20 protein-coding genes are annotated in these 24,618 nt (G+C 72.4%); 10 read left to right on the forward strand and 10 right to left on the reverse strand.

Annotation, left to right across the window (positions count from 1 at the left end; genetic code table 11):
* Positions 1-68: 68 nt before the first annotated feature.
* From ACFWU6_RS19525 to ACFWU6_RS19535, 3 genes are all read left to right on the forward strand, one after another.
* The gene (locus ACFWU6_RS19525; protein ID WP_383982126.1) at positions 69-1,499 is read left to right on the forward strand and encodes an MFS transporter; all 1,431 of its coding nucleotides are present in this window, start codon (positions 69-71) and stop codon (positions 1,497-1,499) included.
* A gap of 215 nt (positions 1,500-1,714) precedes the next feature.
* On the forward strand, positions 1,715-2,455 hold the full coding sequence (locus ACFWU6_RS19530; protein ID WP_383982128.1) for a response regulator transcription factor: 741 nt from the start codon (positions 1,715-1,717) through the stop codon (positions 2,453-2,455).
* A complete protein-coding gene (locus tag ACFWU6_RS19535) occupies positions 2,452-3,963 on the forward strand; it encodes an ATP-binding protein (protein ID WP_383982130.1) in 1,512 nt (503 codons plus the stop codon). The genes ACFWU6_RS19530 and ACFWU6_RS19535 overlap by 4 nt, the downstream gene beginning before the upstream one ends.
* Positions 3,964-4,012: 49 nt before the next feature.
* Here the strand turns inward: ACFWU6_RS19535 and ACFWU6_RS19540 are convergent, their stop codons facing one another.
* Together ACFWU6_RS19540 and ACFWU6_RS19545 are read right to left on the reverse strand one after the other, a co-directional pair.
* Entirely contained in the window at positions 4,013-4,981 is a 969-nt protein-coding gene (locus tag ACFWU6_RS19540) for a TAXI family TRAP transporter solute-binding subunit (RefSeq protein ID WP_383982132.1), read from the reverse strand.
* Between the two features lie 76 nt (positions 4,982-5,057).
* On the reverse strand, positions 5,058-5,279 hold the full coding sequence (locus ACFWU6_RS19545; RefSeq protein WP_383982134.1) for a serine protease inhibitor: 222 nt from the start codon (positions 5,277-5,279) through the stop codon (positions 5,058-5,060).
* Positions 5,280-5,464: 185 nt separating this feature from the next.
* Between ACFWU6_RS19545 and ACFWU6_RS19550 the strand changes: the two genes are divergently transcribed.
* The gene (locus ACFWU6_RS19550; protein ID WP_383982136.1) at positions 5,465-6,196 is read left to right on the forward strand and encodes a peptidoglycan recognition family protein; all 732 of its coding nucleotides are present in this window, start codon (positions 5,465-5,467) and stop codon (positions 6,194-6,196) included.
* Positions 6,197-6,298: 102 nt separating this feature from the next.
* Here ACFWU6_RS19550 and ACFWU6_RS19555 read toward each other — a convergent pair whose 3' ends face one another.
* Positions 6,299-6,658 carry a PRC-barrel domain containing protein gene (locus tag ACFWU6_RS19555; RefSeq protein ID WP_383982138.1) on the reverse strand — a complete coding sequence of 120 codons (360 nt, stop codon included), beginning with the start codon at positions 6,656-6,658 and terminating at the stop codon, positions 6,299-6,301.
* 112 nt (positions 6,659-6,770) lie between these two features.
* Positions 6,771-8,594, reverse strand: coding sequence for a protein kinase (locus ACFWU6_RS19560; protein WP_383982140.1), 1,824 nt, complete (start codon positions 8,592-8,594; stop codon positions 6,771-6,773).
* A gap of 217 nt (positions 8,595-8,811) precedes the next feature.
* On the opposite strand from ACFWU6_RS19560, the gene ACFWU6_RS19565 reads away from it, so the two are divergent.
* Complete coding sequence (locus ACFWU6_RS19565) at positions 8,812-10,101, forward strand: pyroglutamyl peptidase (protein ID WP_383982142.1); 1,290 nt, start codon at positions 8,812-8,814, stop codon at positions 10,099-10,101.
* On the opposite strand, the gene ACFWU6_RS19570 is transcribed toward ACFWU6_RS19565, so the two are convergent.
* Positions 10,085-11,581 carry a cellulose binding domain-containing protein gene (locus ACFWU6_RS19570; protein WP_383982144.1) on the reverse strand — a complete coding sequence of 499 codons (1,497 nt, stop codon included), beginning with the start codon at positions 11,579-11,581 and terminating at the stop codon, positions 10,085-10,087. The genes ACFWU6_RS19565 and ACFWU6_RS19570 overlap by 17 nt on opposite strands.
* Positions 11,582-11,881: 300 nt before the next feature.
* Here ACFWU6_RS19570 and ACFWU6_RS19575 point away from each other — a divergent pair, with 300 nt between their 5' ends.
* On the forward strand, positions 11,882-12,394 hold the full coding sequence (locus ACFWU6_RS19575; RefSeq protein WP_383982146.1) for a TspO/MBR family protein: 513 nt from the start codon (positions 11,882-11,884) through the stop codon (positions 12,392-12,394).
* A 105-nt stretch (positions 12,395-12,499) separates the two neighbouring features.
* Here the strand turns inward: ACFWU6_RS19575 and ACFWU6_RS19580 are convergent, their stop codons facing one another.
* The gene (locus ACFWU6_RS19580) at positions 12,500-14,860 is read right to left on the reverse strand and encodes a hypothetical protein (protein WP_383982148.1); all 2,361 of its coding nucleotides are present in this window, start codon (positions 14,858-14,860) and stop codon (positions 12,500-12,502) included.
* A 228-nt stretch (positions 14,861-15,088) separates the two neighbouring features.
* Complete coding sequence (locus ACFWU6_RS19585; protein ID WP_383802052.1) at positions 15,089-16,024, reverse strand: helix-turn-helix domain-containing protein; 936 nt, start codon at positions 16,022-16,024, stop codon at positions 15,089-15,091.
* Between the two features lie 2,615 nt (positions 16,025-18,639).
* On the opposite strand from ACFWU6_RS19585, the gene ACFWU6_RS19590 reads away from it, so the two are divergent.
* From ACFWU6_RS19590 to ACFWU6_RS19600, 3 genes are all read left to right on the forward strand, one after another.
* Entirely contained in the window at positions 18,640-19,197 is a 558-nt protein-coding gene (locus tag ACFWU6_RS19590; protein ID WP_383802046.1) for a hypothetical protein, read from the forward strand.
* Between the two features lie 409 nt (positions 19,198-19,606).
* Positions 19,607-19,864, forward strand: a complete 258-nt coding sequence (locus tag ACFWU6_RS19595; protein ID WP_383802043.1) for a hypothetical protein — start codon at positions 19,607-19,609, stop codon at positions 19,862-19,864.
* 225 nt (positions 19,865-20,089) lie between these two features.
* Positions 20,090-20,389 carry a cold-shock protein gene (locus ACFWU6_RS19600; protein WP_383982150.1) on the forward strand — a complete coding sequence of 100 codons (300 nt, stop codon included), beginning with the start codon at positions 20,090-20,092 and terminating at the stop codon, positions 20,387-20,389.
* Between the two features lie 125 nt (positions 20,390-20,514).
* Here ACFWU6_RS19600 and ACFWU6_RS19605 read toward each other — a convergent pair whose 3' ends face one another.
* Together ACFWU6_RS19605 and ACFWU6_RS19610 are read right to left on the reverse strand one after the other, a co-directional pair.
* The gene (locus ACFWU6_RS19605) at positions 20,515-22,104 is read right to left on the reverse strand and encodes a hypothetical protein (protein WP_383982152.1); all 1,590 of its coding nucleotides are present in this window, start codon (positions 22,102-22,104) and stop codon (positions 20,515-20,517) included.
* A 487-nt stretch (positions 22,105-22,591) separates the two neighbouring features.
* Positions 22,592-23,437 (reverse strand): hypothetical protein, encoded by an 846-nt coding sequence (locus ACFWU6_RS19610; protein WP_383982154.1) that lies wholly within the window; start codon positions 23,435-23,437, stop codon positions 22,592-22,594.
* 208 nt (positions 23,438-23,645) lie between these two features.
* Between ACFWU6_RS19610 and ACFWU6_RS19615 the strand changes: the two genes are divergently transcribed.
* Positions 23,646-24,146, forward strand: a complete 501-nt coding sequence (locus ACFWU6_RS19615; RefSeq protein ID WP_383982156.1) for a hypothetical protein — start codon at positions 23,646-23,648, stop codon at positions 24,144-24,146.
* A 224-nt stretch (positions 24,147-24,370) separates the two neighbouring features.
* Here the strand turns inward: ACFWU6_RS19615 and ACFWU6_RS19620 are convergent, their stop codons facing one another.
* On the reverse strand, positions 24,371-24,535 hold the full coding sequence (locus tag ACFWU6_RS19620) for a hypothetical protein (RefSeq protein WP_383982158.1): 165 nt from the start codon (positions 24,533-24,535) through the stop codon (positions 24,371-24,373).
* Positions 24,536-24,618: the final 83 nt, after the last annotated feature.

Below are 24,618 nucleotides of genomic sequence, written 5' to 3' on the forward strand. Positions count from 1 at the left end.
GTCCCCGTCCGTCCGGTGCGGGGCACTCCACCGCCTCGCACCGAGGGATTCCCCGTTCCGGAGCCGCCATGTCCTCGTCCACCGTCACGCCCGCCCCGCCGCCGCCGTCCCCGGAAGAGCGCAAGAGGCGCCGTCTGGCCCTGATCGGCGGCTCGCTCGGCAATCTCGTCGAGTGGTACGACTGGTTCGTCTACGCCAGCTTCGCCATCTACTTCGCCGACTCCTTCTTCCCCGGCGACAATCCGACCACCCAGCTGATGAACACGGCGGGGATCTTCGCCGTCGGCTTCCTGATGCGCCCCGTGGGCGGGTGGATCCTCGGCCGCGCCGCCGACCGGCACGGCCGCAAGAGCGCGCTGACGCTCACCGTCTCCATGATGTCGGTGGCCGCTCTGCTGATCGCGGTCGCTCCGACGTACGGCCAGGCCGGGTACTTCGGCGCGCTGGTCCTGCTGCTGGCCCGGCTCCTCCAGGGCATGAGCATCGGCGGCGAGTACGCCGCCAGTGCCACGTACCTCACCGAGGCGTCGGCCCGGAACCGGCGGGGCCTGGGCTCGTCCTTCCAGTACGTGTCGATGACCTGCGGCCAGCTGCTCGGGCTGGGCATCCTGATCACGATGCAGCACACGCTGTCCACGGCCCAGTTGGAGAGCTGGGGCTGGCGGATCCCGTTCGTGCTCGGCGCGCTGTTCGCGGTGGTCGTCTTCTGGCTGCGGCGCCGGCTCCAGGAGACCGACGCGTTCAAGGAGCAGGCGTCGGGAGCGGACTCCCGCGACGACAGCGCCCGCGGCACGCTGAAGGCCCTGTGGCTGTACCGGCGGCAGGCGGGCCTGGTGATGGCGCTCACCCTCGGCGGCACCGTCGCGTACTACACGTACACCACCTACCTCACCAAGTACCTGGTCGGCAGTGCGGGCATGGAGAAGACGACGGCCACCCTGGTCAGCTTCACCGCGCTGGCGCTCTTCGCCGTGCTGCAGCCCTTCGCCGGGATGCTGTCGGACCGGGTCGGCCGCCGGCCCCTGCTGATCACCTTCGCGGTGGGCTGCACCGTCGGCACGTACCCGATCATGACCGCCCTCGGGTCCGTGTCCTCGTACTGGTCGGCGCTGGGCCTGTCCCTGCTGGCCCTGGTGATCGTCACGGGCTACACCTCGATCAACGCGGCGGTGAAGGCCGAGCTGTTCCCGACGCGGGTCCGGGCCCTCGGCGTGGCCCTGCCGTACGCGGTCGCCAACGCGCTCTTCGGCGGTACGGCGGAGTACGTGGCCCTGTGGTTCAAGAGCAGCGGTCGCGAGTCGATGTTCTTCTGGTACGTCTCCGGGTGCGCGCTGGTCTCGCTCGTGACCTACGTCCTGATGCCGGACACCCGCAACGTCGCCCTGAGCCGCGCCGAGGCAGAGGCCGACAACGGGACCGGGCCCGGGGCGGGAGCGGGCCGGGGGGACGGCACGGACCGGGACCGGGAGGCTCCGGCCGGCGCCGAGGCCGCGCGCTGACGGCAGCGCGCGAGCGGCCGGTACGACGGACCCCGCGGGAGGGTTTCCGGACCCGACGGGCCGGCCGAGCCCGTGTACCGCGCGTTCGAGTTCTCCGCCGAGGGCGGCCGGTCCATGCTGCCGCTGGATGAAACGTGCCGAGCACGGGCACGATCGACCGGTGACACCCGGCGACCCCGTCGGCTGAACCGCGCCCCGGAGGGGGAGATTTCCGGATGCACGCGCTCCTCGTCGAGGACGACGACCGTATGGCCCGTGCCCTGGGTACCGCCCTCGCCCAGCGCGGGCACACGGTCCGCAGGGTGGGCCGTGCGCTGGACGCCCTGCGGTACGCCCGGGAGGCCGAGTTCGTCCTCCTCGACCTGGGCCTGCCCGATCTGGACGGGCTCGAACTCCTGCGGCGGCTGCGGACCCTCTGCGACGCGCCGCTGATCGTGGTGACCGCGCGCTGCGAGGAACGCGACATCGTGCAGGGGCTTCGGGCGGGCGCCGACGACTACGTCGTCAAGCCCTTCCGCACGGCCGAGCTGATGGCCCGTATCGACAGCGTGCGCCGCCGGACGGACACGCGCTCCGGGATGCGGGGCGGCGACCCGGTCGGCGCCGGCGGCGGGCCGGTGCGCACCGGCGACGTCGAGATCGACCCGGCGGGCCGCACGGTCACGGTGGCGGGCGCCGGCATCCGGTTGACCCGCCGCGAGTTCGACCTGCTCGCCTTCCTCGCCGCGCGCCCGGAGCAGGTGCATTCACGTGAGGAGATCCTGGACCGGATCTGGGGCGACGTCCTCCTCGCCGCGTCCCGCTCGCTGGACGTCCACGTGGCGGGCATCCGCGCCAAGACCGGCCGCTCCGGCCTGGTGCGGACCGTCCGGGGGTTCGGCTACCAGCTCGGCCCCGCGACCGCGCACGGCGAGGAGGCCCCGGGAGCGGACGGGGAGAGGGACGGCGACCGGTGAGGCGCCGGCTCCTTGCCGTGCTGATGGTGCTGATGGGGGTCGCGGCACTGCTGCTCTGCATCCCGCTGGCCGACGCCTACGCGCGGGGACGGACCGAGCATCTGCTCCTGCAGCGCCGTTCGGAAGCGGTCCGGTTCGCCGATCTCGCCGACCGGATGCGCACCGACGCCGACCGGCGGGAGCTGTCCGCCGAGATCGGCCGGTACGCACAGCTGTACGGAGCCGCGGTGCTCGTGGTCGACACGGAGGGCCGGTCGATCGCTCGGGCGGGTGCCGGGGCGGGTGCGGAGGGCGTCGGGGAGGCGGTTGCGGAGGGCCTGGGCGGGGCGGGTACGGAGGGTTCGGGCGGGGCGGGTGCGGAGGGCATCGGGAAGGCGGTTGCGGAGGGCTCTGCCGGGGGCGGGGTCGGCGCCGCCCCGGACTCCGCCGCGGCGGCGCCGGAAGCGCGTCGCCGCGCCCTCACCGGCCGCTCCACCGACCGGTTGCCGACCATCCGCCCCTGGGGGCCGGAGGCCGTCGTCCTGGCCGAGCCGGTGGGCCGCGACGAGCGGGTCAGCGGCGCGGTCCTGATGCACGTGCCCACCGCCGCCGCGCGTCGGGACGTGACGCTCCGCTGGACGCTCATCTGCGGCGCGGCGTTGGCCGCCTTCGCGGCGGCCGCGCTGGTGGCGGCCGGGATCTCGCGCTGGCTGATGCGCCCCGTCCTGGATCTGGACCGGGCCGTGGAGGGGCTGACCGCCGGCAGTCTCCAGGCCCGGGCCGGCTCCGAGACGGGGCCGCCGGAACTGCGCCGTCTGCGGCAGCACTTCAACACCATGGCCGAGGCCGTGTCCGAATCCCTCGCCCGCCAGCGCGACTTCGTCGCGGACGCCTCCCACCAGCTGCGCAATCCGCTGGCCACTCTGGTGCTGCAACTGGAGAACGTGGAACCGCACGTCGCACCGGGCCCCGGCCGGGCCGAGCACGTACGGGCCCTGGACGAGGCGGAGCGCCTGGCGGAGCTGCTCGACGGCCTGCTGGCCCTGGCCCGGGTGGAGTCGGGCGCGGCGGGACTGAGGGACCAGGACGTGTCGCGCGCGGTCCGGGAGCGGACGACGGCCTGGGCGCCGGCCTTCCGCGGCGCGGGGCTGGAGCTCACTGCCGCGGAGCCGCAGGAGGGGCTGCGGGCCCGCGCCCTTCCCGACGCGGCCGGTCGGATCCTGGACGCACTCCTCGACAACGCGGTCAAGTTCGTGCCGGCCGGGGGCCGTGTCGAGGTGTCCGCGGGACGCGCCGACGACGGGGGCACCGTCGTACGGGTGGCCGATGACGGTCCGGGCGTCCCCGAGGAGCAGCTGCCGCTCCTCCTGCGGCGCTTCACGCGCTCGCCCGAGCACCAGAACGTCCGGGGCAGCGGGCTGGGGCTGGCCATCGCCGACGAGATCGCCCGGGTCAGCGGCGGCCGGCTCGACGTCGGCGGCAACACACCCCACGGGCTGGTCGTGGAGCTGCGGCTCCCGTCGTCGTGACCGCTCTCGCCCGTCGGTACGACCGCTGACGGTCCAACCGCTGACGCTCTCAGCCGTACACGGACCGGTAGTGGGCGACCGCGCCCGGGTGGAGCGGCACTCCCCCGGTCGAGATCGCGAAGCGGGGCTCCAGCCGGGCGCCCGCCGTCACCTCGCGGAGCAGGTCGCGCCACCGGCCGAACACCACCTGGAGCAGCTCCCGCGCGGTGCCCGCCGGAAGGTCCCGGCGGGCCAGGAGGTAGTTTCCGACCCCGACGGTTCCCACCGGCGCCGTCAGCCCGTACGCCCCGGCCGGGAGGGTGACCGCCGTGTACACGGGGCCGTGGAGTTCGCGCAGCGCACCCGCGTACCCGTCCAGCGGCAGCATCCGCAACGGCCGTTCGCGTGCCAGTGCCGTGAGCGCCGGAGTGGGCACGCCTCCGGACCAGAACAGGGCGTCGACCGAGCCCTCGCGCAGCGCCGTCACCGACGCGTCGAGACCCAGTTGCCGTTCGTCCGCCGGCAGGGGGGCGCCGCCCGGGCCGGCCACCCGCAGGAGCCGCCCCGCCACCACCTGGACCCCTGATCCGGGGGCGCCCGTCGCGACCGGGCGCCCGGCGAGCTCCCCGACGGTGCGCACGGGTCCGTCCGCCGCGACGGCGAGGTGCGTGTGGTTCACGTAGACCCGGGCCAGGGCCGTCACGGCCGCCGGCCGGGTGAACGGTTCGCGCCCCGAGACGGCGGCCTCGGCCACGTCGGCCATGGCCAACGCCAGGTCCGCGGAGCCCTCGTCGAGCCTGCGCAGGTTGTCCACGCTCGCGGCGGTGCTCTGCGCGACGACGTCCAGGGGGAGGCCGCTCGCGGCGACGGCCCGGGCCAGGGCCTTTCCGAAGGCGTTGTACGGGCCGCCCTCCGGGCCGGTCGCCAGGTTCAGGCGGTGTACGGGGCCCGAGGTGTCCGAACACCCGGACAGCCCTCCCACGACGGCGCCGAGGGCGGCGCCCATCACGTGTCGGCGGCTCCACCGCGGGTTGGTCACGGCGCAAGCGTAGCCATGGCGGGCGGCCGGCGGCCCCCGCGGGACTGCCCCTCCGGCCGCGGGCCTCCGCGGCGGCTCAGCCGACGCGCGGCGTCCGTACGACCCTGCCGTCGGCGTCGACGAACACGCGGACCCGGTCCTCCCGGAAGTCCATCGTCACCATGCAACCCTCCGCGACGACCGGGACCTCCGCGTCCGGACACGCGCTGCGGATGGCCGCGACCGCCTCGTCCGCCGTTCGTCCCACCAGTTCCGGCCACTCCACCGTCATGTTGCCGTCCTCTCTCGATCCGCACATGTGCCCTCCCGCCCGTACCCGCCGCGGCGGGTGTCACCACGCCGGCATCCGACGGGCTTCGCCGGAATGGCCGCAGTGACGTTGCTTCTTGATCACCCGGTCGTTGGGCGGTGGGCGCGGCAGCAGCCGCGCGGAGACCCGGTGGCGGCGCCCGTGCCCGCGCCGTCCCGTGAGAGGAGTTCTCCATGTCCGCTCGTGCCCCCGTCCCGGCGCCCGCCGTGCCACGGAGACATCCGGCACCCGTGCACCAGCCCGGCCGCCGGGCCGTCCTGACCGGTGCCCTGGCCCTCGGCTCCGTCAGCGCGTGGGCAGCGGCCGCCGCGCCCGCTCGCGCTTCGTCCGGCTCGGGCCCGGAGATCTTCGGCTGTGAGGAGTGGGGGGCCCGGCCGCCCTCGGAGCCGGTCGTGGTCCTGGCCGCGCCGCCGCAGCGGATCATCGTGCACCACACGGCCACCGCGAACGTGGAGGACTACTCCCGGCAGCGGGCCTTCGCCCTCGCGCGGGCGATCCAGAAGCACCACATGGACACCCTGGGCTGGATCGACACCGGCCAGCACTTCACCGTCAGCCGCGGCGCCTTCGTCACCGAGGGCCGTCACGAAAGCCTCGCCGAGCTGTCGGCGGGCCGGGGGCAGGTCCGCTCGGCCCACTGCGTCGGCCAGAACAACGTCGCCGTGGGCATCGAGAACGAGGGCACCTACACCAGCACGGACCCGCCCGCCCGGCAGTACGAGGCACTCGTGGGGCTGTGTGCGCACGTCTGCGCGCAGTACGGGCTGCCGCCCTCCGAGATCCACGGGCACCGGGACTTCAACAGCACCGCATGTCCGGGCGACCGCCTCTACGCCCTCCTCCCGCAGCTACGCCAGGACGTCGCCGCCCTCACCGGCGTGCAGGGGTGGTGGGGCGGCGACTGACACCGGGCGGCGCCCCGGGTGCCCGCCTGGGCGCCTGCCCGCCTCCCCGCGCGGCGGCCCGGCGGCCCGGCGGAATCGGCGACCCGGCGGCATCGGCCCGGTTCAGTGCGCCGCGGCGGGCCGGAGGGAGACGTAGTAGTCCCCGACGGCCGAGAGGTAGTCGTGGTCGGCCGTCTCGCTGTCGGTGGTGAACCGGGGGGCGGCCTTGACCTGCTCCTGGGTCACCACGACCTTCACCGTGCGGGTTTCGGTGTCGATGCCGGTGACGGCACCCGCCGGAATCAGCACGCTCTTGCCGAACACCCACACGCCGGTGTCGACCACCAGGTGCTGCATGCCGGGCTGGTCCTGCTGACGGTCCACGTGCCCGATCACGCCGTCGGCGGCCTCCACCGTGTACCCCTGCAGCGGCTCCCGGGGCGTGTGGCCGCTGCCCTGTCCGTACATCCAGATGCTGCTCACAGCCTCGTCTCCTCGTCCTCGGCCAGCGGATCCGGCGGCAGTTCGGCCCGCCGCCGGTGTGCATCGTCTCTCCCGCGTGCCCAGGTACTCGCCGGATGAACGCGCCATCCGGTCACGCCTGGCGCCCGACCACGAACTGCGTGCAGGAGGCGGCCGAGCTGACGACCGTTCCGGACAGCACCGCCGGGCGCTCCCCGACCACGACGGCCGCGAGGTCGACGGCGAGGTAGCCCGGCGGCTGGTTGATCCAGCGGTCCGCGCGCAGCACCATCCGGCCGTTCTCGAACGAGCCCACCATCGTGAAGGAGCCGTTGGGCACGGTCGGGTTGTCGGGGTGCGCGGAGAAGGCGAAGACCGCCGCCAGGGCGCGTCCTCCCGGTGAGGTGATCCTCAGGTCGAGCCGGGTCAGGCCCTGCCCGCACAGATACGTGCCCTGCCACGAGCCGACCACCGGGAGCGGCTGCGCCGACGGGGAGCGCGGCCCCGGAGTCCGCGTGGCCGGGGGGCGTGCGGGCAGGCGCGTGGTCGCGGGGCCCGCTCCTTCGGGGCGCGTGCCGCCGGTGGCCGGGCTCCCGGCCCCGCCCTGGCCCGCGGTGGCCGCCGCCGGGGATACCCGCGCGCCGGTGGCGTCGAGCGCCCGGGGGACCAGCCAGACCAGCAGGCAGGCCACGGCCGTCGCGGCTCCGGCGACCGCCAGGGCGCGCCTGCGGGGACGCGGTCCCGGCGGCCTCACGGGCCCGTACTCCCGCCGCGTGTCCGTGACGGCGGGCGGCGGCGGTACGGGTGGCCGCGCGCCGCCGGGGCCGCGCCCGGGCGGGGGCCCGGTCCAGGTCCGGGCCTCGGGGTCGACGGTCGTCGGGGTCCGCGGGTCGGCGGGTATGCCGGGGGTGGCGCGGGTCGACCGGCCGGCCGGTGCGCGCGGGTCGGGGGGCGTTCCGGGCGCGTACGGCGTCCGGTCCCCCGGCGGGGCGGGGGGCTCCGCCGGCGCATGCCCTTGCGGCGGTGTCCCGGACTCCGGCGGCGTGCGCCCCTGCGGCCCCGGCTCCGGCCCCGGCCCCGGCGGTGCGAACAGCAGCCGGATCACGTGCGGCGGCAGCCACTGGACACCGGTGTGGGCGTCCGGACCCCCGTCCAGCAGGTCGAGCAGGGCGGAGACGGTGGGGCGCCGGCCGGGGTCCTTCTCCATGCAGTAAGCCACCAGGTCGCGCACCCGGCCGGGCAGCGCCCCGAGGTCCGGCCGCCCGTGGACGACGCGGTACATCAGCTCGGAGGTGGTTCCGCTTCCGAAGGGCCCGGCGCCGGAGGCCGTGAAGGCGAGGACGGCGCCGAGCGAGAACACGTCGGTGGCCGCGGTGACCCCGGCGCCCGTCAGCTGCTCGGGTGCCATGAAGCCGGGGGTCCCGATCAGGCTTCCGGCCCGGGTGATTTCGGTGGCGGCCTCGGCGACGGCGGAGATGCCGAAGTCGATGACGCGCGGGCCGTCGGCGGAGAGGAGGACGTTGGACGGTTTCAGGTCCCGGTGGACCACGCCGTGGACGTGAATGGCCTCCAGGGCCTCGGCGACCCCTGCGGCCAGCGCCAGGACGGATTCCTCGGGCCAGGGCCCGTGATCCCGGACCGCTTCGCTCAAAGCGGGACCGGCGACGTAGGCCGTGGCCAGCCACGGCGGGTCCCCGGTCGGGTCGGCGTCGATCACCCCGGCCGTGTAGGCGCCGTTCACCAGCCGCGCCGCTGCCACCTCCCGGGCGAACCGCCCCCGGAACTCGGGGTCCTCGGCCAGCTCCGGCCGGATCACCTTGACGGCGACCGACCGCCCGCCGCGGGACCGCCCGAGGTAGACGGAACCCATGCCTCCACTGCCCAGCCGAGCCGCGATGCGGTAGGGGCCCACCTGAGTGGGATCCCCGGCTCGCAGCGACTCCATTTCCCGTTCCATGCCGCACCTTTCCGGCCGGCGCAGTGATCGCGCCCACCGCTGACGGGCCATGATGTCAGCGTTGCCCCCCGTACCGACAGCTTTCCCGGCCGGCACCTCACGGCGCCCGCCGTTGAATTCCGGTCGGTCACGACCCCCGGCGGACGGATTCGTTCCGGACTGCGCGGCGCTTTCCGCCTCCTGACAGGAGGTGAGGCCCTATGTAATGTCACATCGCATGATCTTCTTACGCCGAGCGGCACTCGCCGCCGCCCTGATCGGTGTCACCGCCGTCCTCCCGCCCGCCGCCGCCCGCGCGGACGCCGCCACCGCCTGCCCCGGCGGCTTCGCCGCGGAGTCCGCCGCCGCGACGGACCCGGAGCAGGAGCGCCTCGCGGATCCGCGGACCGCCGCCTTCCCGGAGCGGGCCGGGCTCGATGCCTTCGTACGCCGCTTCCCGGCCGCCCTGTGCGGCACGCGTGACGCTGCCGAGGCGCAGCGGCTCCTGAAGGCCTGGGGCGAGGGGCTGTGGATGGCCGCCGTGAACCGGGCGCAGGGGCTGCGGCCCGGCGGCGACCTGCCGGCCGCGGACGACCGGCCGCTGTATTGGGCCAGGCTCGCGATGACCGTGCAACTGGGGCGCTGGCAGCCGGGGTTCCCCGTCGACCGGGCGGCGCTGAGGTCGGGCTTCGAGGACGCTTCGCGCGGCCTCACCGCCAACGAGTTCCGCGGCACACCGGGCGTGCGAAGGATCTTCGTCAGCGGATTCGATCCGTTCGGGCTGGACGCCGAGCTGCGCCGGGCCAACCCCTCGGGCTCGGCCGCGCTCCAGCTCAACGGCCGCCGCACCACCCTGGCCGACGGTTCGCCGGCGGAGTTCCGGGCCGTGGTCCTCCCGGTCCGCTACGCCGATTTCGATGCGGGCGTCGTCGAGCGCGCCTACGGCCCCCGGCTGGCCGCGGGTCCGCGCTCCGCGGACATGATCACCAGCATCAGCCAGGGCTACCCCGGCCTCTTCACCCTGGAGGCGTGGGCGGGACGGGCCCGCTCGGCGGACCCGTACCCGGACAACGCGCGTGCCCTCTCGGGCGGAACCCGCGAACACCCCGTGACGGCGCCCGGGCTCGGTTCCGGAGCGGAGTTCCTGCGGACCAGCCTGCCCACCGACGCCATGACCGCCGTCCAAGCGCCGTATCCCGTACGCCTGAACACGGCCGTCACGGAGATCCCGGCCGGCGGGCGGAGCCCGGTGGACCGGGCGGACGGCCCCACCCCCGGCTCGCGCGCCGTGGCCGGCGGAGGCGGCGGCTACCTCTCGAACGAGGTCGCCTACCGCTCCAACCGGCTGCGCCTGGAGCTCCGCCCCGGGCTCCCGGGCGGCCACCTGCACACTCCGGTGCTCACCGGTCTTCCGTCGGACCCGGCACAGCTCACCGGGGCGGACTTCGAGCGCAACGAGAGCGAGATCACGGCGGAGGTGGTGGCGGTACTGCGCAGCTCCGGGCCTCCTGCTAGCGGAAGGCGCTGAACGCCTTGGTGAACGCCAGGGGTTGCTGGAGGACGGAACTGCACGTGGCGTCGGCGTGGTTCAGGGCGCCGGCCGGGCACTGCTTGTCGCGGGTCGCGGACCACATGGCCAGCCGGCCGATCCCCTTGGCCGCGGCGAACTCCACGAGCTGCGTGGCGTCGGAGACCGAGAAGACCTCGGTGACGACGTCGTTGACACCGATCATCGGCGTGACGGCGACCGCCTTCCAGGCCGCTTGGTCGGACAGCCCGAGGACCCCCTTGAGCTGGGCCTGGGTCGCCGTCGCGGCCTCGGTGGCGTACTGCCCCATGTCTCCGGCGTACGCGGGGCCGTAGTCCATCGCCATGATGTTGACGGAGTCGACGCGCACTCCGTTCTTCCGCGCGTCGGCCAGCAGGGCCACGCCCGGCTGGGTCAGCCCCTCCGGCATCACGGGCAGGGTGAACGCCACGTCCAGGCCGGGGTGGGCCTTCTGCAGCCGGGCGATGGCCTGGGCGCGGCGGGTGTTGGCGGCGGCGTCCGGCAGGGCCGCGCCCTCGATGTCGAAGTCGACCTTGGTGAGCCGGTACTGGTCGACGACCTTGCCGTACGCCGCCGCGAGGTCGTCGGCGCTCGCGCAGTTCAGCGCCAGTTCGCGGCCGGCGGCCCCGCCGAACGACACGCGGACGTCGCCGCCCTTGGCGCGCAGCGCGCCGATCTGCGCGGCGACCTTGTCGCTCGCCAGGTCGGTGACGCCGCCCCACAGCGGTGAGCATCCACCGCCCGAGGTGATGAAGGCGAGGTGGAACTCCTTCACTCCGGTACGCGTGACCGTGTCCAGCAGGTCGTAGGCCGGATAGAGGGAGGTGTCGACGTACGGGGCGAAGCGCCCCCCGGCCGCGGGGACGGGCGCGGGCGGGGCGGCGGTGGGCGTGGAGCCCTTGGTGGGGGCCGGGCTCGCGGTCGGGGTGGGCGCGGTGGTGGGGGCCGTCGGGGCGGGGGCCGTCGGGGCGGTTGTGGGCAGGGTGGTGGGCCGGCCGCCGGGCTGCGGGGTCGCGCTCTGGTCCACGGAGCACTTGACCCCGTTGATCAGGCATCCCGTCGGACTGCCGGGGGTACCGGAACCGCTCGCGACGAAGCCGACGGTGACGGAGGCACCCGGCGCCAGCATGCGGTTCCAGCTCGCGGGCTTCACGGTGACGTGCCGGCCTTCGACCGTATGGGTTCCGTTCCACACGGAGTCGATCTTCGTACCGGCGGGGAGGTCGAACGCGAGGGTCCAGTCCGACTCCGCCCCGCCCGTGTTGTTGGTGACGACGTACTGGCCGGTGTAACCGCCACTCCAAGAGCTGCCGGTGGTGTACACGGCTCCGACCGCGGCGGCCTGCGCGGTCCCCGTGAACGCGAACGCGGCGCCGCCGATCACCGCCGCCGCCACGATCGCGCCCGTGGCCTTCGCCTTGCCGCTGGCCCTGCGGCGGTGACCGACTGTGCTGCCCATCGCGTGCCTACCTCTGTGTTACTGGGGAGTTGGGATTGCGGGCAGCACGCTAGCCGCCCGCAAACGGACATTCGTTCGTTCCCGGACGGCCTGGGCGAAGCTTAGGTTCCGCTTAAGGAAGTGATCGGAGGGCGTTAAGCCGTGCGGCCGCCGCGGACGGCGCCCCGGCCCCAACGCTGCCGGGCGCGCGGGCGGACAGGCGGGCGCGCGCATCCGAACGGCCCCCGCGCCGCGAAGTAGCCCGCGGACGGCAGGACGCATCGACCCGACGGCAAGCCGCGTCGACGACGAGGAGCGATCATGTGTGCAGCGCCCCGGCAGCCCTCCCCGCAGCCCGGAAGCACCGGCGGCCGGTGGCCCGCGCTGCTCCTCCTGCTGCTCGCGGTCTTCGCGGTGGCCGGGATCGGCGGGCTCGCGGCCAGTGGCGCCGGGTCCTTCTACGCCATGCTGGAGCGGCCTGCGTGGGCACCTCCCGCGTGGGTGTTCGGCCCCGTGTGGACGGTCCTGTACGTCACCGTCGCGGTGGCGGCCTGGCTGGTCCTGCGCCGGAGCGGGGGCGCGACCGTGCGGACCGCGATGCTGTGGTGGGGGGTCCAGCTCGCCCTCAACTGTGCCTGGACGCCGCTGTTCTTCGCTGCCCGGCAGTACGGCCTCGCCTTCGCCGACATCTGCCTGCTCCTGGCGTCCGTCGTGGTGACCGCCGTGCTCTTCGGCCGGATCCACCGGCCGGCGGCCTGGCTGCTCCTCCCGTACGCCGCCTGGGTCGCCTTCGCCGCCTGCCTGAACCTCGCCTTGTGGCAGCTGAACACCTGAGACCCGGCCGGGCCCGGGCCAGGGCGGGCCCGGCCGGGAGGCCGCGTGGACGCCCGCACACCGCCGGCCCAGCCGCCCGTGTCACCGGAGCGGTCGGGCGGCGGCCTATCGCCTGCAGGTGGCGTTGGTGGGCGGTTCGGTGGCGGTGTGGGTGACGATCAGGGAGCTCTTGCCCTCGGTGTTGTCCTTGGCGTAGGAGAGGTTGTGGCCGGGGACGGTGTAGCTGTGTCCGTTGAGGCTGATCTTCCAGTAGCCGACGGTCTCGCGGGCCAGCGGCGCGTACTCCAGCCAGCCGAACTTGCCGGGCGGCACGGTGATCGTGGCGGTCCTGGCGGTGCTGTCCTGCTCGATCCAGGTGTGGGTGGTGGTGAACTGGGTCGAGAGGACGTCCGAGAACTTGATGGTCAGGGCGCCGGCGACCGACCACTGGGAGCCGATCCAGTGGGTCCAGCTGACGGAGTAGGTGGCGTTGCTGTCGGGGCTCTGGTTGTACAGGACGTCGCCGGCTACGCAGCCGGGCGCGTTGTAGGGAGCCGGGGTGCTGGTGTCCTGGAAGGTGCAGGTGTTGTTGGTCTTGTCGCTGGCGCACGCGGCGGCGGCGTGCTGGAGGGCGAGGTCGAGCACGCCCGGGGCGGTGGCGCCGTGCCGGCCGAGGCTCCAGTTCTGTTTGTGGTTGGCTTGGCCGTCGCCGCAGTTGACCCGTTCCACCAGGGTGGGGTCGTGCCCCGTCTCGCTGTTCTGCAGGGCGGTCAGGCAGTACTCCTGGCCGGGGTTCTTGCCGGCCTGGTGGATGCGGTAGAGCGTGGGCTTCGCGGTGGTGCTGGTGGTCACCGGTTCGAGGTACCACTTGGTGAGGTAGGCGTCGGTGGCGCAGTCGCCCAGGCGCAGGTGCCAGGGGCCGATGGTCTCGGTCTGCTCGGCCACGCACTTGCCGTTCCTGTTGGCGATCATGAAGGTGCCGTCGGTGGTGTCGGGCAGCGGTCGGAGCGACCAGCGCTGTGTGGCGGACGTGGTGTCGGGTGTGGCGCGGCTGAGCCGGGTTGTCTTGTCCGTGGGGGTCTGGAGGTCGAGGGCCAGATTGAGGTCCCCGTTGGTGATGTTGAGGCAGGCCAGGGAGCCGGGTCCGCCGCACGGGCCGGAGCCGATCCTGGCGAGGTCCTGCCAGGAGAGCCAGATGCCCGGAGGCGACTTCTCGGTGCCGGCGGCGAGTTGGTCGCGGGCGAAGAGCTTGGCGGTGCCCGCCTGGACGGCGAGGACGGTGAACGCGCCCGTGGCGGTGCGGGTGACGGCGAACCCGCGGGCCTTGAGGTTGGTGAGCGGGGTCTTCTCGCCGTTCCAGATGCCGGTGGCGTTGCTGCCCGGGGTGAGGGTGTGGGTCTGGGAGCGGAAGCTGACCATGTGGTTGGCGTTGACGCCGAAGACCGAGAGGCGTCCGTCGTTGGTGCTGGCCACTTGGGGCGGGCCGATCAGGTTCAGGGCGAGGTCGTAGGGGTGGCCGGTGTCCCAGTGCCCGGCCGGGTTGGCGGTGGTGCCGGGTTCGGACTGGGCCAGGGTCCAGGCGCGGTTGCCGGCGCGGTTGGCGAAGACCTGCAGCAGGGTGCCGGTACGTGGGGCGCCGGGTTGCTGGCCGACGGCGCTGTACGTGTTGGCGACCAGGGCGGGGTCGCTGGTCCAGCCGGCGCCGAGGTCGGTCCAGGCGGCCCAGTTCCCGGCGGGCAGCGGGGTCTGCTGGGTGCCGGGCGCCGCCTGGGCGGTCGCTTTCATGTGTCCGTCCTGAGTGCGGGCGACCAGGGCGATGCGGCCGGAGCCGGTGACCACGGCCGCGGGCTTGCCGGCCCACGGGCCGCCGTCCAGCTTCTCCCAGCCGCTCCAGACCCGGCCATTGGGCGCCAGCTGGGCGCAGTGCCAGATCGCGTTGTCCGCCCCGCGGACGAAGAGTTCCAGGCGGCCGTCGGTGTTGCCCTGGACCTGTCCGCTGGAGTTGGCGGAGCTCGCGGTGTTGTCGTTGGTCACGACGACCGGCGTGCCCACTACGGTGGTGCCCGGCGGGGTGCCCATGTTGCTCCAGGGGCCCCAGCCGCCCTTGGCCCAGGTCTGGTGCCACAGGTCGCCGTTGCGGCGGTGGGCGAAGACCTCCAGCCGGCCGTCCAGTCGGCGACCGACGGCCGGGTCGCCGTTGGTGGTGCCCCCGGTGCTGGTCCAGTCGCTCCACGTGCCGGTGGCGGGGTCGCGGTCACGCCGGAACAGGGTGCTGTCACCGGCACGGACGAAGGCTGTCGTCGTGCCGTCCCCGGCGGTGGCCACGACCGGGGACCCCGGTGCGGCCTCGAGCGCCTGGGCGGGGGGCGCGAGAAGGAGCGAGGCCAGCCCGGTCGCGGCCAGTGCGGCGGCCAGCAATGCGCGCAGGCCGCGCTGAACGGGTCGGCCTCGGTGGCGGAGGAGGGGAGGAGTGAGGGGTCCGGGCATAGGCGAGCCTCCAGAGGAACACGGGGCGCGAAAGCCGAGAGAGGTCCAGGGCGGGTGCGCAGCGACCGGGCCGGCGGCGAACATGCCTTGCGCATAGGCGTGTTGACTGATCGTACGAAACTCAACCGTGGCACCGCACCGGCGCACGGGAGCACGTCACCAGCGCCCGCGACGGGCAGGCCGCCTGTCCGGCCGGACGACCACCATCCGGCATCGGGCCGGCCGCGGCTATCGACAGCCGCCGAACAGGCCGCGGCCTTCCTCCCCTCCGCTTCGGCTGCCCCGCGGGCCGCGGCTCCCTCCGTCCGCGTCGATGTACGACGTGACGGCCTCTGCGATGAACCGGCCGCTGCGGTCCGGGTCGAGGGCCCGGGTCTGGAGGCGGTCGTACATCGCGCTGTAGCGCTGCACGTCGGATGGCTTCTCCAGGTGGACATCGCTGGTGAACCGCTCCAGGTACACCACCTCCACCTGCGGGCTGTCGGCGGACCTCAGCAGGGAGAACTGCCCCGACAGGCCCGGGTGAGCCCCGATCGCGTGGGGGAGGACCTGCACGGTGATGTGCGGCTCGCCGCCGAGCGCCTCCAGGTGCTCCAGTTGCTCGCGCATGACGTCCGGGCCACCGACGACACGACGCAGAACCGACTCGTCCAGGACGACCCACAGACGCAGCGGGCGCGCCGGGTCGTAGATCCGGTGCTGACGGCGCAGCCGCACCTTCAAGCGCGCCCCCTCCTGTTCCACGGTCAGCGGGGGAATCGCCTCCCCGATGACGGCCTCGGCGTAGGCGGGGGTCTGCAGCAGACCGGGGACCATCAGGGGCTCGTAGGTGTGGATCGAGGCGGCGCCGGTCTCCAGGGACATGTAGACGCTGTCCGGGAGCTCGCCGTAGACGTCCCACCAGCCCTGTCGGCCGGAGTCCCTGGCCATCTCCATCAGCGACTCGACGACCCTCTGGTCCGTCACTCCGTACATCGCGCACAGATCGCGCACATCACGGGGGTTGATGGCGCGACGGCCGTTCTCCAGGTGACTGATCTTGGGCTGGGAGACCATGAGCCGCTCGGCCACCTCGGTGCTCTTGAGCCCACTGGCCTGACGCAGCCGGCGCAGCTCGGCCCCCAAGCGCCGTCGCGCGACGGTGGGATTGCTGATCGCCGCCACGGGCGGGCTACCTCCGGCCTCATGTCACTGTCCTGGCCAGCAGATTGCCACGAATGGGGGCCTGTTGATGACGTGCCATGCCGTCGAGCCCGGGACCATCCGGCGTGGGCGACGTCGACACCCCCGTGCATGATCGCCTGCGCACCTTCAGCTCGAGCTGCCCGACGACCCCACGCCCGAGCAGGTGGACGCCTGGATCGAACGGGCCGAGCCGGTGCGGGACCCCGACTTGGGCGCCCGGAGGCGCACCACGCTGGAGCTGAGCACCCCGGATGTGCGTGAGGTCGGCGGCGTCATCATGAATGGTCCGGGGGCCCGGACCGGCCACGAGGCTCGGGAGTGCCGAGGGCTCGGCACCAGGGACATTCCCGGTAGTCGCTCGCGGCCCTCGCAGGAGGAAGCTGGGGTAGGGAGAAACCCGCTCGGTACTCATCCTGAAGTGCGCGAATCGAGCTCGCGTTCGTGTACGGCGGGGCGTTTCCGCTGACGCCGCCCCGGTCAGCCAGGCGGCGGGTGACCCGCATCAGTGCCACCCGCACCGTGCGTGCCACCCGCGTCACCACCGAGCGCAGGCTGCGAGCAGCCAGGTTGGTGCCGGTGGCCCTCCTCACGCAACCCTCACCCCTGACTGCGCCCGCCCCTGCGGGGGACCTTGGGCCTTCTGCCGATCGGGGAGCGACAGACGATCCTCCTGGTGAGGGTAAGACCGGCAGGGGGTACCCCTGGGCGGGGGGTGGCTCGTCGCCCGTTGCCTCGGGAGAATTTCACAGCAACAGGCAGATAATAATTCTTTCTGTTCACGCATGTCCTGACATTCCCTTCGGCTCCCAAAACAGAGGTTCATCAGCAGGAATTGGAACAAGGTAGCCGCTTCAGCATGCCCCGCACGACAGGCGAAACCGGGCATTAGACGGATTGCCGGGGTTTCTGCACTCCCTCACCCGTGTCCGGATTGCCGGGGTTTTACCACGCACGGCAATGTACGGAATGCGGGGGTTTTTCAAGGACATCAACCGCCTTTCCGACCTGGTGGGCGTCTGACCCGGGGTGTCGGCGGAACGGCCTACTGGCGTACGGAATTGGATGGCATATCAGCCTGCCGCACCCGGCTCTTCGGGCCCGGCTCGCAAAGTGATAACCCGGCGATCCCATACGCCATCGCGCCGGGGAGGAGTAGTCGGGGGCCGGTGAGCCGTCCGCGTCGCAGCCGTTCAGCGAGCGGTGCCGGCTGTCGACGAGGCGCCCTCCTGCCTAACGGTCTGGGGTACAGCAAGGCCAACACGGCTCATCGACGACCCGCAGCGGCTCCCCGCTCGGACGAGGCGAGAGACCGATCGGCTCCCCCTCGGGTGGTGCCGCAGCCGCCGCATGAGACGACCGGACGGCGTCGACATGGAGGGAGATGATGTGCTTGAAACGTTGCCGACGCCTCAGTTCGAGGGTGTCCAGATGACAGAGTCGGCCGGTCGCCGATGACGTCAACGCCGTGCAACTGGTCGCCAGTGCGACCAAGATCAGCATGATCCACAGGAGGATGCCTCCCACAACTGGTCCTTTCAAAGGCCGGGGTCCAAGTACGCACACAGGACCGAAGCCCCCGTGCGATCCCTCGGCATAACGCGGAGGCATATGCAGAGTTGCGCCCTCTCCTCCGATTGCAGCCATGCGCAGCAATACGCCGACTTTGGCATCTTTGTCTACTTACTGATGATCCGTCGGCGATGGTGTGCCGCCCGACGCCTGGGAAGCGGATTCGCGGAGCCGGCGAGGGGGCTCAACGCCGATGGGCACAGAGGGATGACGGCGCCGCAGCGAGGGGCGACGGCCGACACGAAAGGGCGCGGGGGCTGCGACTCCGGGGTGGTTTGCAGAACCGATAGGACAGCGTCAACGTCTTTTCGTCCACCACCATCACCCGAATGGCACACACCCAGACCAACACCGAGAGCGTTTATGGAATATGACAACAGCAAAGCACCCCGTCACCCCCTGCGAGACTGCGCAGGAAGACGGGCAGGGAGGCGGCTTTCCCTCCCGGACCACTCGGATCGGGAAGTGGATGTTCACTCCGCTCTCAACCGACGGCGGCAAGACCCGGAACGCAACGCTGGAACACGAGAGTCTGGAAATCGATCTTCAATACTCCTCGTCGATCTTCGAGGACTTCCTCCATACGATGAGCATGATCCAAATTGACTTCGGCAGACGGTCGGGGAAGGCGGCACCGTCAGCGACGCCTGCCCGCGAGTGCTCGGATGGCAGCGCCCGTGTATGAGCCGTACGGATACCCGGGCACCCAAGGCCTCCACCTCCCGCCGGATGTCTCCGCCTACTGGGACCGACCAGAACACCTACAGCAGCCCTCCCCCGAACAACCGCTGGGCGGGCCCGGCGAGGCGCATCCGCCGTGGGACCCCGCGGCAGAACTCGCCGGCCTTCTCCAACAGAACACCACAGGTGGGCTGTCGGAGCCCTTCACCCGAGTCGGATTCGACGGGATCAGCGAGACGACCGGCACCATCGGATTCGTTGCCGGGCCGCCGCACCCCCCTGCCGAGCGTCCGCCCTCACCAGCCCCCAGCGGGCACCGTCGTCGTGGCCAGTCGAGGCCGCCGGTGGCGGCCCTGCTGCAAACGGGAAGTCTGTTCACGGCTGCGCTGGTCGCCGTCATCGCCGCCGTGGTGAGCATCCTCAGCGGGCTGGCCATCTGCGACGCCCTGCGCCACAGCGCCGCACCCCACACGGCCCGCGAAGTGATCATCTGGTGGCCCCTGCTGATCTACGGTCCCTGGGTGGTCGCCTCCCTGTCCATCCTCAGATCCGCTCTGCACCAGCGCCGCGCACTCCATTCCTGGTCCATCGTGTTGCTGTTCTCCACCCTGGCCACACTGCTGTGCGTGGCCCAGGCGCCCAGAACGATCACCGCCGCGGCGGCGTCCGCCCTACCCGCCGTCGCAGCACTGGCATGCTTCCAGCAGCTGGTCCGCCAAATCACCCTCACCCGGCCGCCACGCCAGGCCGCGCCCCGACACCGCCACCCGGCAGCCTCCGCGCCCGCCCAGCTCAGACAGGCGGCCGGGGCCAGACGCAGCCAGGACAGGATTCCTCCCGGCTACCCGGCAGCAGACAGCAGAGCTGTCCGGTCTCCGTCCCACGGTCACGGATTCGGGTAGACCGCACAACGGCCCTGCGTGTACGACTGCGCCACTCGCGCCAGGCATGCGGGGTCGTGCCAGTCGTGCCAGTCGTACCAGGCAGTGCCACGATGACGAGTGGCGTCCCGCCGGCCGGGCGTGGGATTGCTTCGATCGTCACACCGGAATTGAAACCGTCGGATGTCGCCTGCACCTTTGAAACGAAGATCGAAAGCGATGGTCACGGGCCGTACGCAGACTCAGCCCGACGGCCTACCACCCTGTCCCCTCCCGCGCCGCGCCTGGACCCGCCCACCGCGCTGCGGCCCGAACCTCACCCCTTTTCTCCCCGGGCGTCCCCTCACTGCGGCACACCCGACGACGTGCCGCGGGCAGCGGTCGTGCCCTGCCCGAGACCGGGGTCCCTCTACCGCGAAAGGTCAGGAACATGACGTACGAGATGACCCACGCCGAACGAATCCGGTACAGGCGGCGCCAGAACGCCGCCTACCAGGCCGGCGAAGACGCCGTCGCCAACCTCCAAGCGGCGCTCGCGCGCGCGGACATGACCCTTCCCTCCCTGAGCAACGACGGGCCAGTGGCAGGCCACGGATTCGTCCGGCTCGGCGGATGCAACGCGGACTTCGCCAACCGGCTCGCCGCGGTCATCGCCGCAGGCGCCGATGCCCTGCAGCACCAACGGTGAAAGGGCCGGAGCAGCCTCAGGAAGCGTCGTAGCGCCGCTCCGGCCAGTCCGGGTGGCTGGCTGCGGCGCGTTGTCCACCATGGGCGCCCGTCGGCTGCAGTCACGCTGGGGTCCGCTGCTTCACGCCCCCGCTCACGCCCTCCCCGCCGGTAAGGATCAGGCGGACAGTGTCGACTTCCGGATCCGACCCGAGCGGAGAGGGAAAGCGTGTCGCCATGCGGTGTCGTGAAGTGGTTCGACCCTGCCCGCGGAATCGGTCTCATCAGCCAGGAAGGCGACGGACCTGATGTACATGCAGAAGCTTCGGCAATTCAGGGAAAGGACGACCATCTGCGCCCAGGTGAGGAGGTCTTCTTCAACATCACCCTGGACAGTGCGGGCCTACGGGCCGACAACATCCACCGTACGGACCACAGGGAGGCCCGGCCCTCGAACCCGTCGACGCCGTCCTCGGCCTCTACCTCGGCCTCGACCACCGCCCAGCCGGGCAGCCCGTCCACGTCCGGCAGACACACCACTCGGTGATCGGTAGGCCGACGACCAATACCGCCAGCAAGGTAACGACAACAGGTAGCAGCGTGCCTTGACCGCGTTCCTCGCGCTGCGTCGATGCCGCCGCACTCCGGGAGGGGCGGCGGCATCGGGGTGTCTCAGGCCGTGGTGCGGCGCCGGCGGCCGGTGCCGGCGATCAGTGCGGCGCCCATGGCCACCGCAACGCCCGCGCCGCCGAGGGCCCATGAGGTGGCGGGGTCGGTGCCGGTGGCAGCGAGTTCCCCACCGCTGGGAGCGGAGCCGTTGCCGGTGCTCCCACCAGTGCCGGTGCCAGTCCCCGTGCCGGCGCCCGTGCTGGTGTCGGTGTCGGTGTCGATCGGGGTCATGCCGCCGTCGGGCTTCGGCTCGTTGCCGGTCCCGCCGGTGTTCTCGCCGGTGCCGGTGCCGCTGCCGTTGCCTCCCGTGCCGCCGCCGTTGTTCGTCGTGGGCGCGACGATCTTGGTCAGTCGGGCCTTGGAGCGCGACAGCACCAGGGAGTGGGACTCCTCGTCGTACGGCCCGCTGCCCCAGACACGGATGCTGACGTCGCCCGTGGGCGCCTGGGCGGACACCCGGATCCGGACCTGGACATCGAAGGCCTTGCCGCTGCCGATGGGCCCGGACGCGAGTTGGTAGGCGAAATCGTCCCGCTCCCCGGTCCGGTCCTCCGTCGGGTGCCATCCGAGAACGCCGTTCTCGTCCTTGCTGTACACCTCGACCTGGATCTGGTCTCGGCTCATGCCGGACCGGTCCAGGTGGGACACGGTCATTCCCAGGTCGAAAGCCTTCTGCGCGTCCTTCCCGGCGTTGTCGACGCGGACGGTGACCTGGGCCCAGCCGCCACCGGCCGTGATGGAGGCGGGCACCCCGCTCACGGTGAGAGCGGGCCCTTCGATGACCGTCGGCTGTTCCTCGCCCCCGTCAGCGGCGCCCTCGATCTTGGTCTGGTACCAGCTTGCGGGGGACGCGCTCACACGTGAGCCGTCCCGGCTGACGCCGTCGGCGTAGAGCTCGAAGGGCAGGGCCGGGGTGTCGGCGGCGAAGCTGATCCGCACGTCCACCGTGTAGTTCGCCTCGGCGGCCACGGAGGCGGTGGCGCCCAGGGGGTACCGGAGTCCGGGTCCGAGGGCTTCACCGGTGACGGCCTTGACGGGCTGCCAGGCGCCGCCGACCAGCCGTTCGACCTTGACCTGGGAGCTGGTGAAGGCCCCGTCCCACTCGACGACATGGATCGTCGGCGTGTAGTTCGGGACGGCGCGGTGACCGGCGTTGTCGACCTCCACGGTCAACTTCGTCCAGCTGCCGCCCTTCTTGAACCCGTCCTTGGGTATGCCGTGGACGGTGACCTCGGGGCCCATCAGAATGCCGGTGGGCTGGTCGAACAGGTCGTCGTCCGAGGTCTTCCCGGCCGCCGGGGACGCCTGCTGGCCGGCGGGCGTCCGCTGCTCGGACTTGGGGCCCGCCGGCTTACGGCTCTCCGCCTTCCGGGGCTCGGTCTGCTCGGCCTCCGGTCCGGCCGTGACCGCGGGCGCCGCCCCGTGCGCCGCTTCGGGCGTCCCTCCAGGCTCGGCGTCGCCCTTCGGCTCGGTGTCCGGGACGGTCACCGCGGGCTGCGCCGCCTCATCGGCCATGGCGGGCGTGGACATGAGGACCGTCGGGCCGACCACCGCGGCCGCGGCCACCGCGGCCAGGCGCTTGTTGAGCTTCACTGCTCTGTTCCCCCTCTGTTTTGAACAGGATCAGATTAGGAGGAGAATGATCGTTGAATCATCGAGCGAGGTCACGGCTCGGCGTCGATCTCATGACAGCCCTGCCCCTCTGCGGGACATACAGCGCTCCACGGACACCGGTGCCTCCCCGACAGGAGGAGGCCGTCAGGTGTGGCGAACGCGGCGTTGGCCGTCGTTCCGCGCACGAGTGATCAGACGGCCTCGACGGGGTTCAGATGGGGCGCATACGGCGGCAGCCGGACGGTGCTGGATGTGTGCCCGCGCCGGCTCCAGACTGTGGCATGTCGCACGAGCCATGGTCCGCCGAGTCGAACGGCGTCGGCTGAACGTTGCAGCTCCGGCCGCCCATCGCGGGGGCCGATATCGCCAAGCCCGCGTCGAGCTTCTCGATCCGGGCTGCGGTGACGGGCGGAACGCAGCACTCTCCCGTGCCCGCTCCGCCGGGCATTTTCCGCCCGGTCCGGCCTCAACGGGCGTACGAGCCGAGGCCGACGAGGCAGTACACGTACTGGTTGATCACGGAGCCGTTGAGGGTGTAGCGGTAGGAGAACGCGTACTCGGTCTTGGGGTAGGCGTCGCAGCGGTTCATGTCGGAGGTGAAGGGGATGCTTTCGATCACGCGGTAGTGCGCGTCGGAGGCCGAACAGGGCACCTCGTCGACGTCGTTGACGCGCTGGGGCGTCGTCGAGTCCGGCAGGGTCCCGTTGAGGCAGGTGCCCTTGTCGTACGGGCTGGGGGCCGCGCTGGTCGGGGCCGTGGTCGCGGGTTCGGTCGCCGCGTCGGCGGTGGGGTAGGCCGGGGCGTATGACGGACTGTAGGACGGGCTGTACGACGGGTACGGCGATGGGGAATCGGCCGACGGGGTGCGCGTCGAGGACGCGGAGGCCTTGCCGTCGGTGTCGTCGCCGGAGCCGATCAGGAAGAAGCCGACGATCACGGCCGCGACGACCCCGGCCGCGACGAGGCATCCGGTGCGTGACGAGGCCGCCGGTGCCGGGGCCGGGGCGGGCGGGCCCGTCGGCGGGGGGCCCGTCGGCGGGGGGCCCGACGGCTGGGGGCCCGACGGCTGGGGGCCCGACGGCTGGGGGCCCGACGGCTGGGGGCCCGACGGCTGGGGGCCCGACGGCTGGGCGGCGGCCACCCTGATGCGCAGCAGCACCTCCTGGTCACCGACCCGGGCCCGGACGAGGTCACCGTCGCGACAGGACGGGATGCGCAGGCGGGCGGGGCCCGTCGGGAGGGTGGCGTTGAGTATGACGCCGTAGGCGGCCTGTTCGGGGGTGAGCGTGAAGTCGATCTCCTGCGACGACACCGGCTGCTCCTAGGGGTGGGACGGACTGGCCGCCGGACCGACGTCCACGGATTGTCTCGAAGGCGGTGCGGCGGACGCAGCCATTCCGAGAAGAGGGGGCCGCCCCAGGATGCTGCGGGGGCAACTGCCTGATCAGATAGGCTGCGTGCCGCCGCAGGGCCGGTGTGGTTTCGGTCTGCCGGTGCAGCGGTCCCCTACGGTGGCCCGTGTGACGGAACGTGCGGTGGCACCGCCTGCGGCCGCGGCGCAACTCAAGGAACGGCTCTACGCGACGATCACCATGATCTCGGTCGTCATCGGGCTGGCCGGCAGCGGCCACACGGACCTGTTCGGCGCGGCGGCGACCGTGGTGACGGCCTCCGTGGGTCTGTGGCTCGCCGCGCTCGTCGCCGACCAGCAGGCCCACCGGGTGACGCACGGGGCTCTCGCCACGGGACGGGAGCTGCGTTCGATGCTCTTCGTCAGCAGCCCGCTGCTGTTGTCCGCGGTGGGGCCCCTCCTCTTGATCGGCGTGTCCGCACTGGGCGTCATGGGCCTGGACACCGCCCTGCTCACCGCCGCCGGGGTCAATGTCGCCACCCTGTTCGCATGGGGCTGCTACGGAGGGCTCCGCATGGGCGGGGGAACGGCGTTCGCGCTGCTGGCCGGGGGGATCGATGCGGCGATCGGAACGGCGGTGGCGGTGGTGAAGACCGCGGCCGGACACTGATCCGCACCGTGCCGGCCCCTGCCCCGGCGAAACGCGACGCACGCCCGTGGTGGAGGCGCAGGACCCGCTCGCGGGCGGTGCGCCGACGTTCCAAGGCCGGCGACTTCTAGCCAATCACGCGGTCACCTGTGCATTTCGGTACGAATATCCCAGCAGGGGCCCACGCCAACCGGATGTGGCGCAAGCCTGAGAATGGCGCTCGTTTCATACGAATCGCCGAATAGTTAGCGCCAGTTGCCGCGGATCTGATGGCTGGTGTGTGGCTTTTGCGGCAACTGAAGGCGCTCGCGCCAGTCGGCGATCCATTCGCCGACCGCCAGCAGCGACATTGCCCCCGCCAGCACCGCGCAGGCGGCCAGGGCAAGGACGCCGACCAGAGCGTGGCGCACTCCACGGGGATCACGAGGATCGGGCACCTGGGCGAGGCGGTCCAGCAGCCGGGGCACTTCTTCCGGCGCGACGTCTGGATGCT

It is taken from the genome of Streptomyces sp. NPDC058674 (genome assembly GCF_042716505.1).
Classification (GTDB): domain Bacteria; phylum Actinomycetota; class Actinomycetes; order Streptomycetales; family Streptomycetaceae; genus Streptomyces.

Bases quoted from the DNA above. Each gene is read 5' to 3' on its own strand.
- ACFWU6_RS19525 (WP_383982126.1), top strand. From the start codon at position 69: ATGTCCTCGTCCACCGTCACGCCCGCCCCGCCGCCGCCGTCCCCGGAA.
- ACFWU6_RS19530 (WP_383982128.1), top strand. From the start codon at position 1,715: ATGCACGCGCTCCTCGTCGAGGACGACGACCGTATGGCCCGTGCCCTG.
- ACFWU6_RS19545 (WP_383982134.1), bottom strand. From the start codon at position 5,279: ATGTGCGGATCGAGAGAGGACGGCAACATGACGGTGGAGTGGCCGGAA.
- ACFWU6_RS19550 (WP_383982136.1), top strand. From the start codon at position 5,465: ATGTCCGCTCGTGCCCCCGTCCCGGCGCCCGCCGTGCCACGGAGACAT.
- ACFWU6_RS19560 (WP_383982140.1), bottom strand. From the start codon at position 8,594: ATGGAACGGGAAATGGAGTCGCTGCGAGCCGGGGATCCCACTCAGGTG.
- ACFWU6_RS19565 (WP_383982142.1), top strand. From the start codon at position 8,812: ATGATCTTCTTACGCCGAGCGGCACTCGCCGCCGCCCTGATCGGTGTC.
- ACFWU6_RS19570 (WP_383982144.1), bottom strand. From the start codon at position 11,581: ATGGGCAGCACAGTCGGTCACCGCCGCAGGGCCAGCGGCAAGGCGAAG.
- ACFWU6_RS19575 (WP_383982146.1), top strand. From the start codon at position 11,882: ATGTGTGCAGCGCCCCGGCAGCCCTCCCCGCAGCCCGGAAGCACCGGC.
- ACFWU6_RS19580 (WP_383982148.1), bottom strand. From the start codon at position 14,860: ATGCCCGGACCCCTCACTCCTCCCCTCCTCCGCCACCGAGGCCGACCC.
- ACFWU6_RS19595 (WP_383802043.1), top strand. From the start codon at position 19,607: ATGACGTACGAGATGACCCACGCCGAACGAATCCGGTACAGGCGGCGC.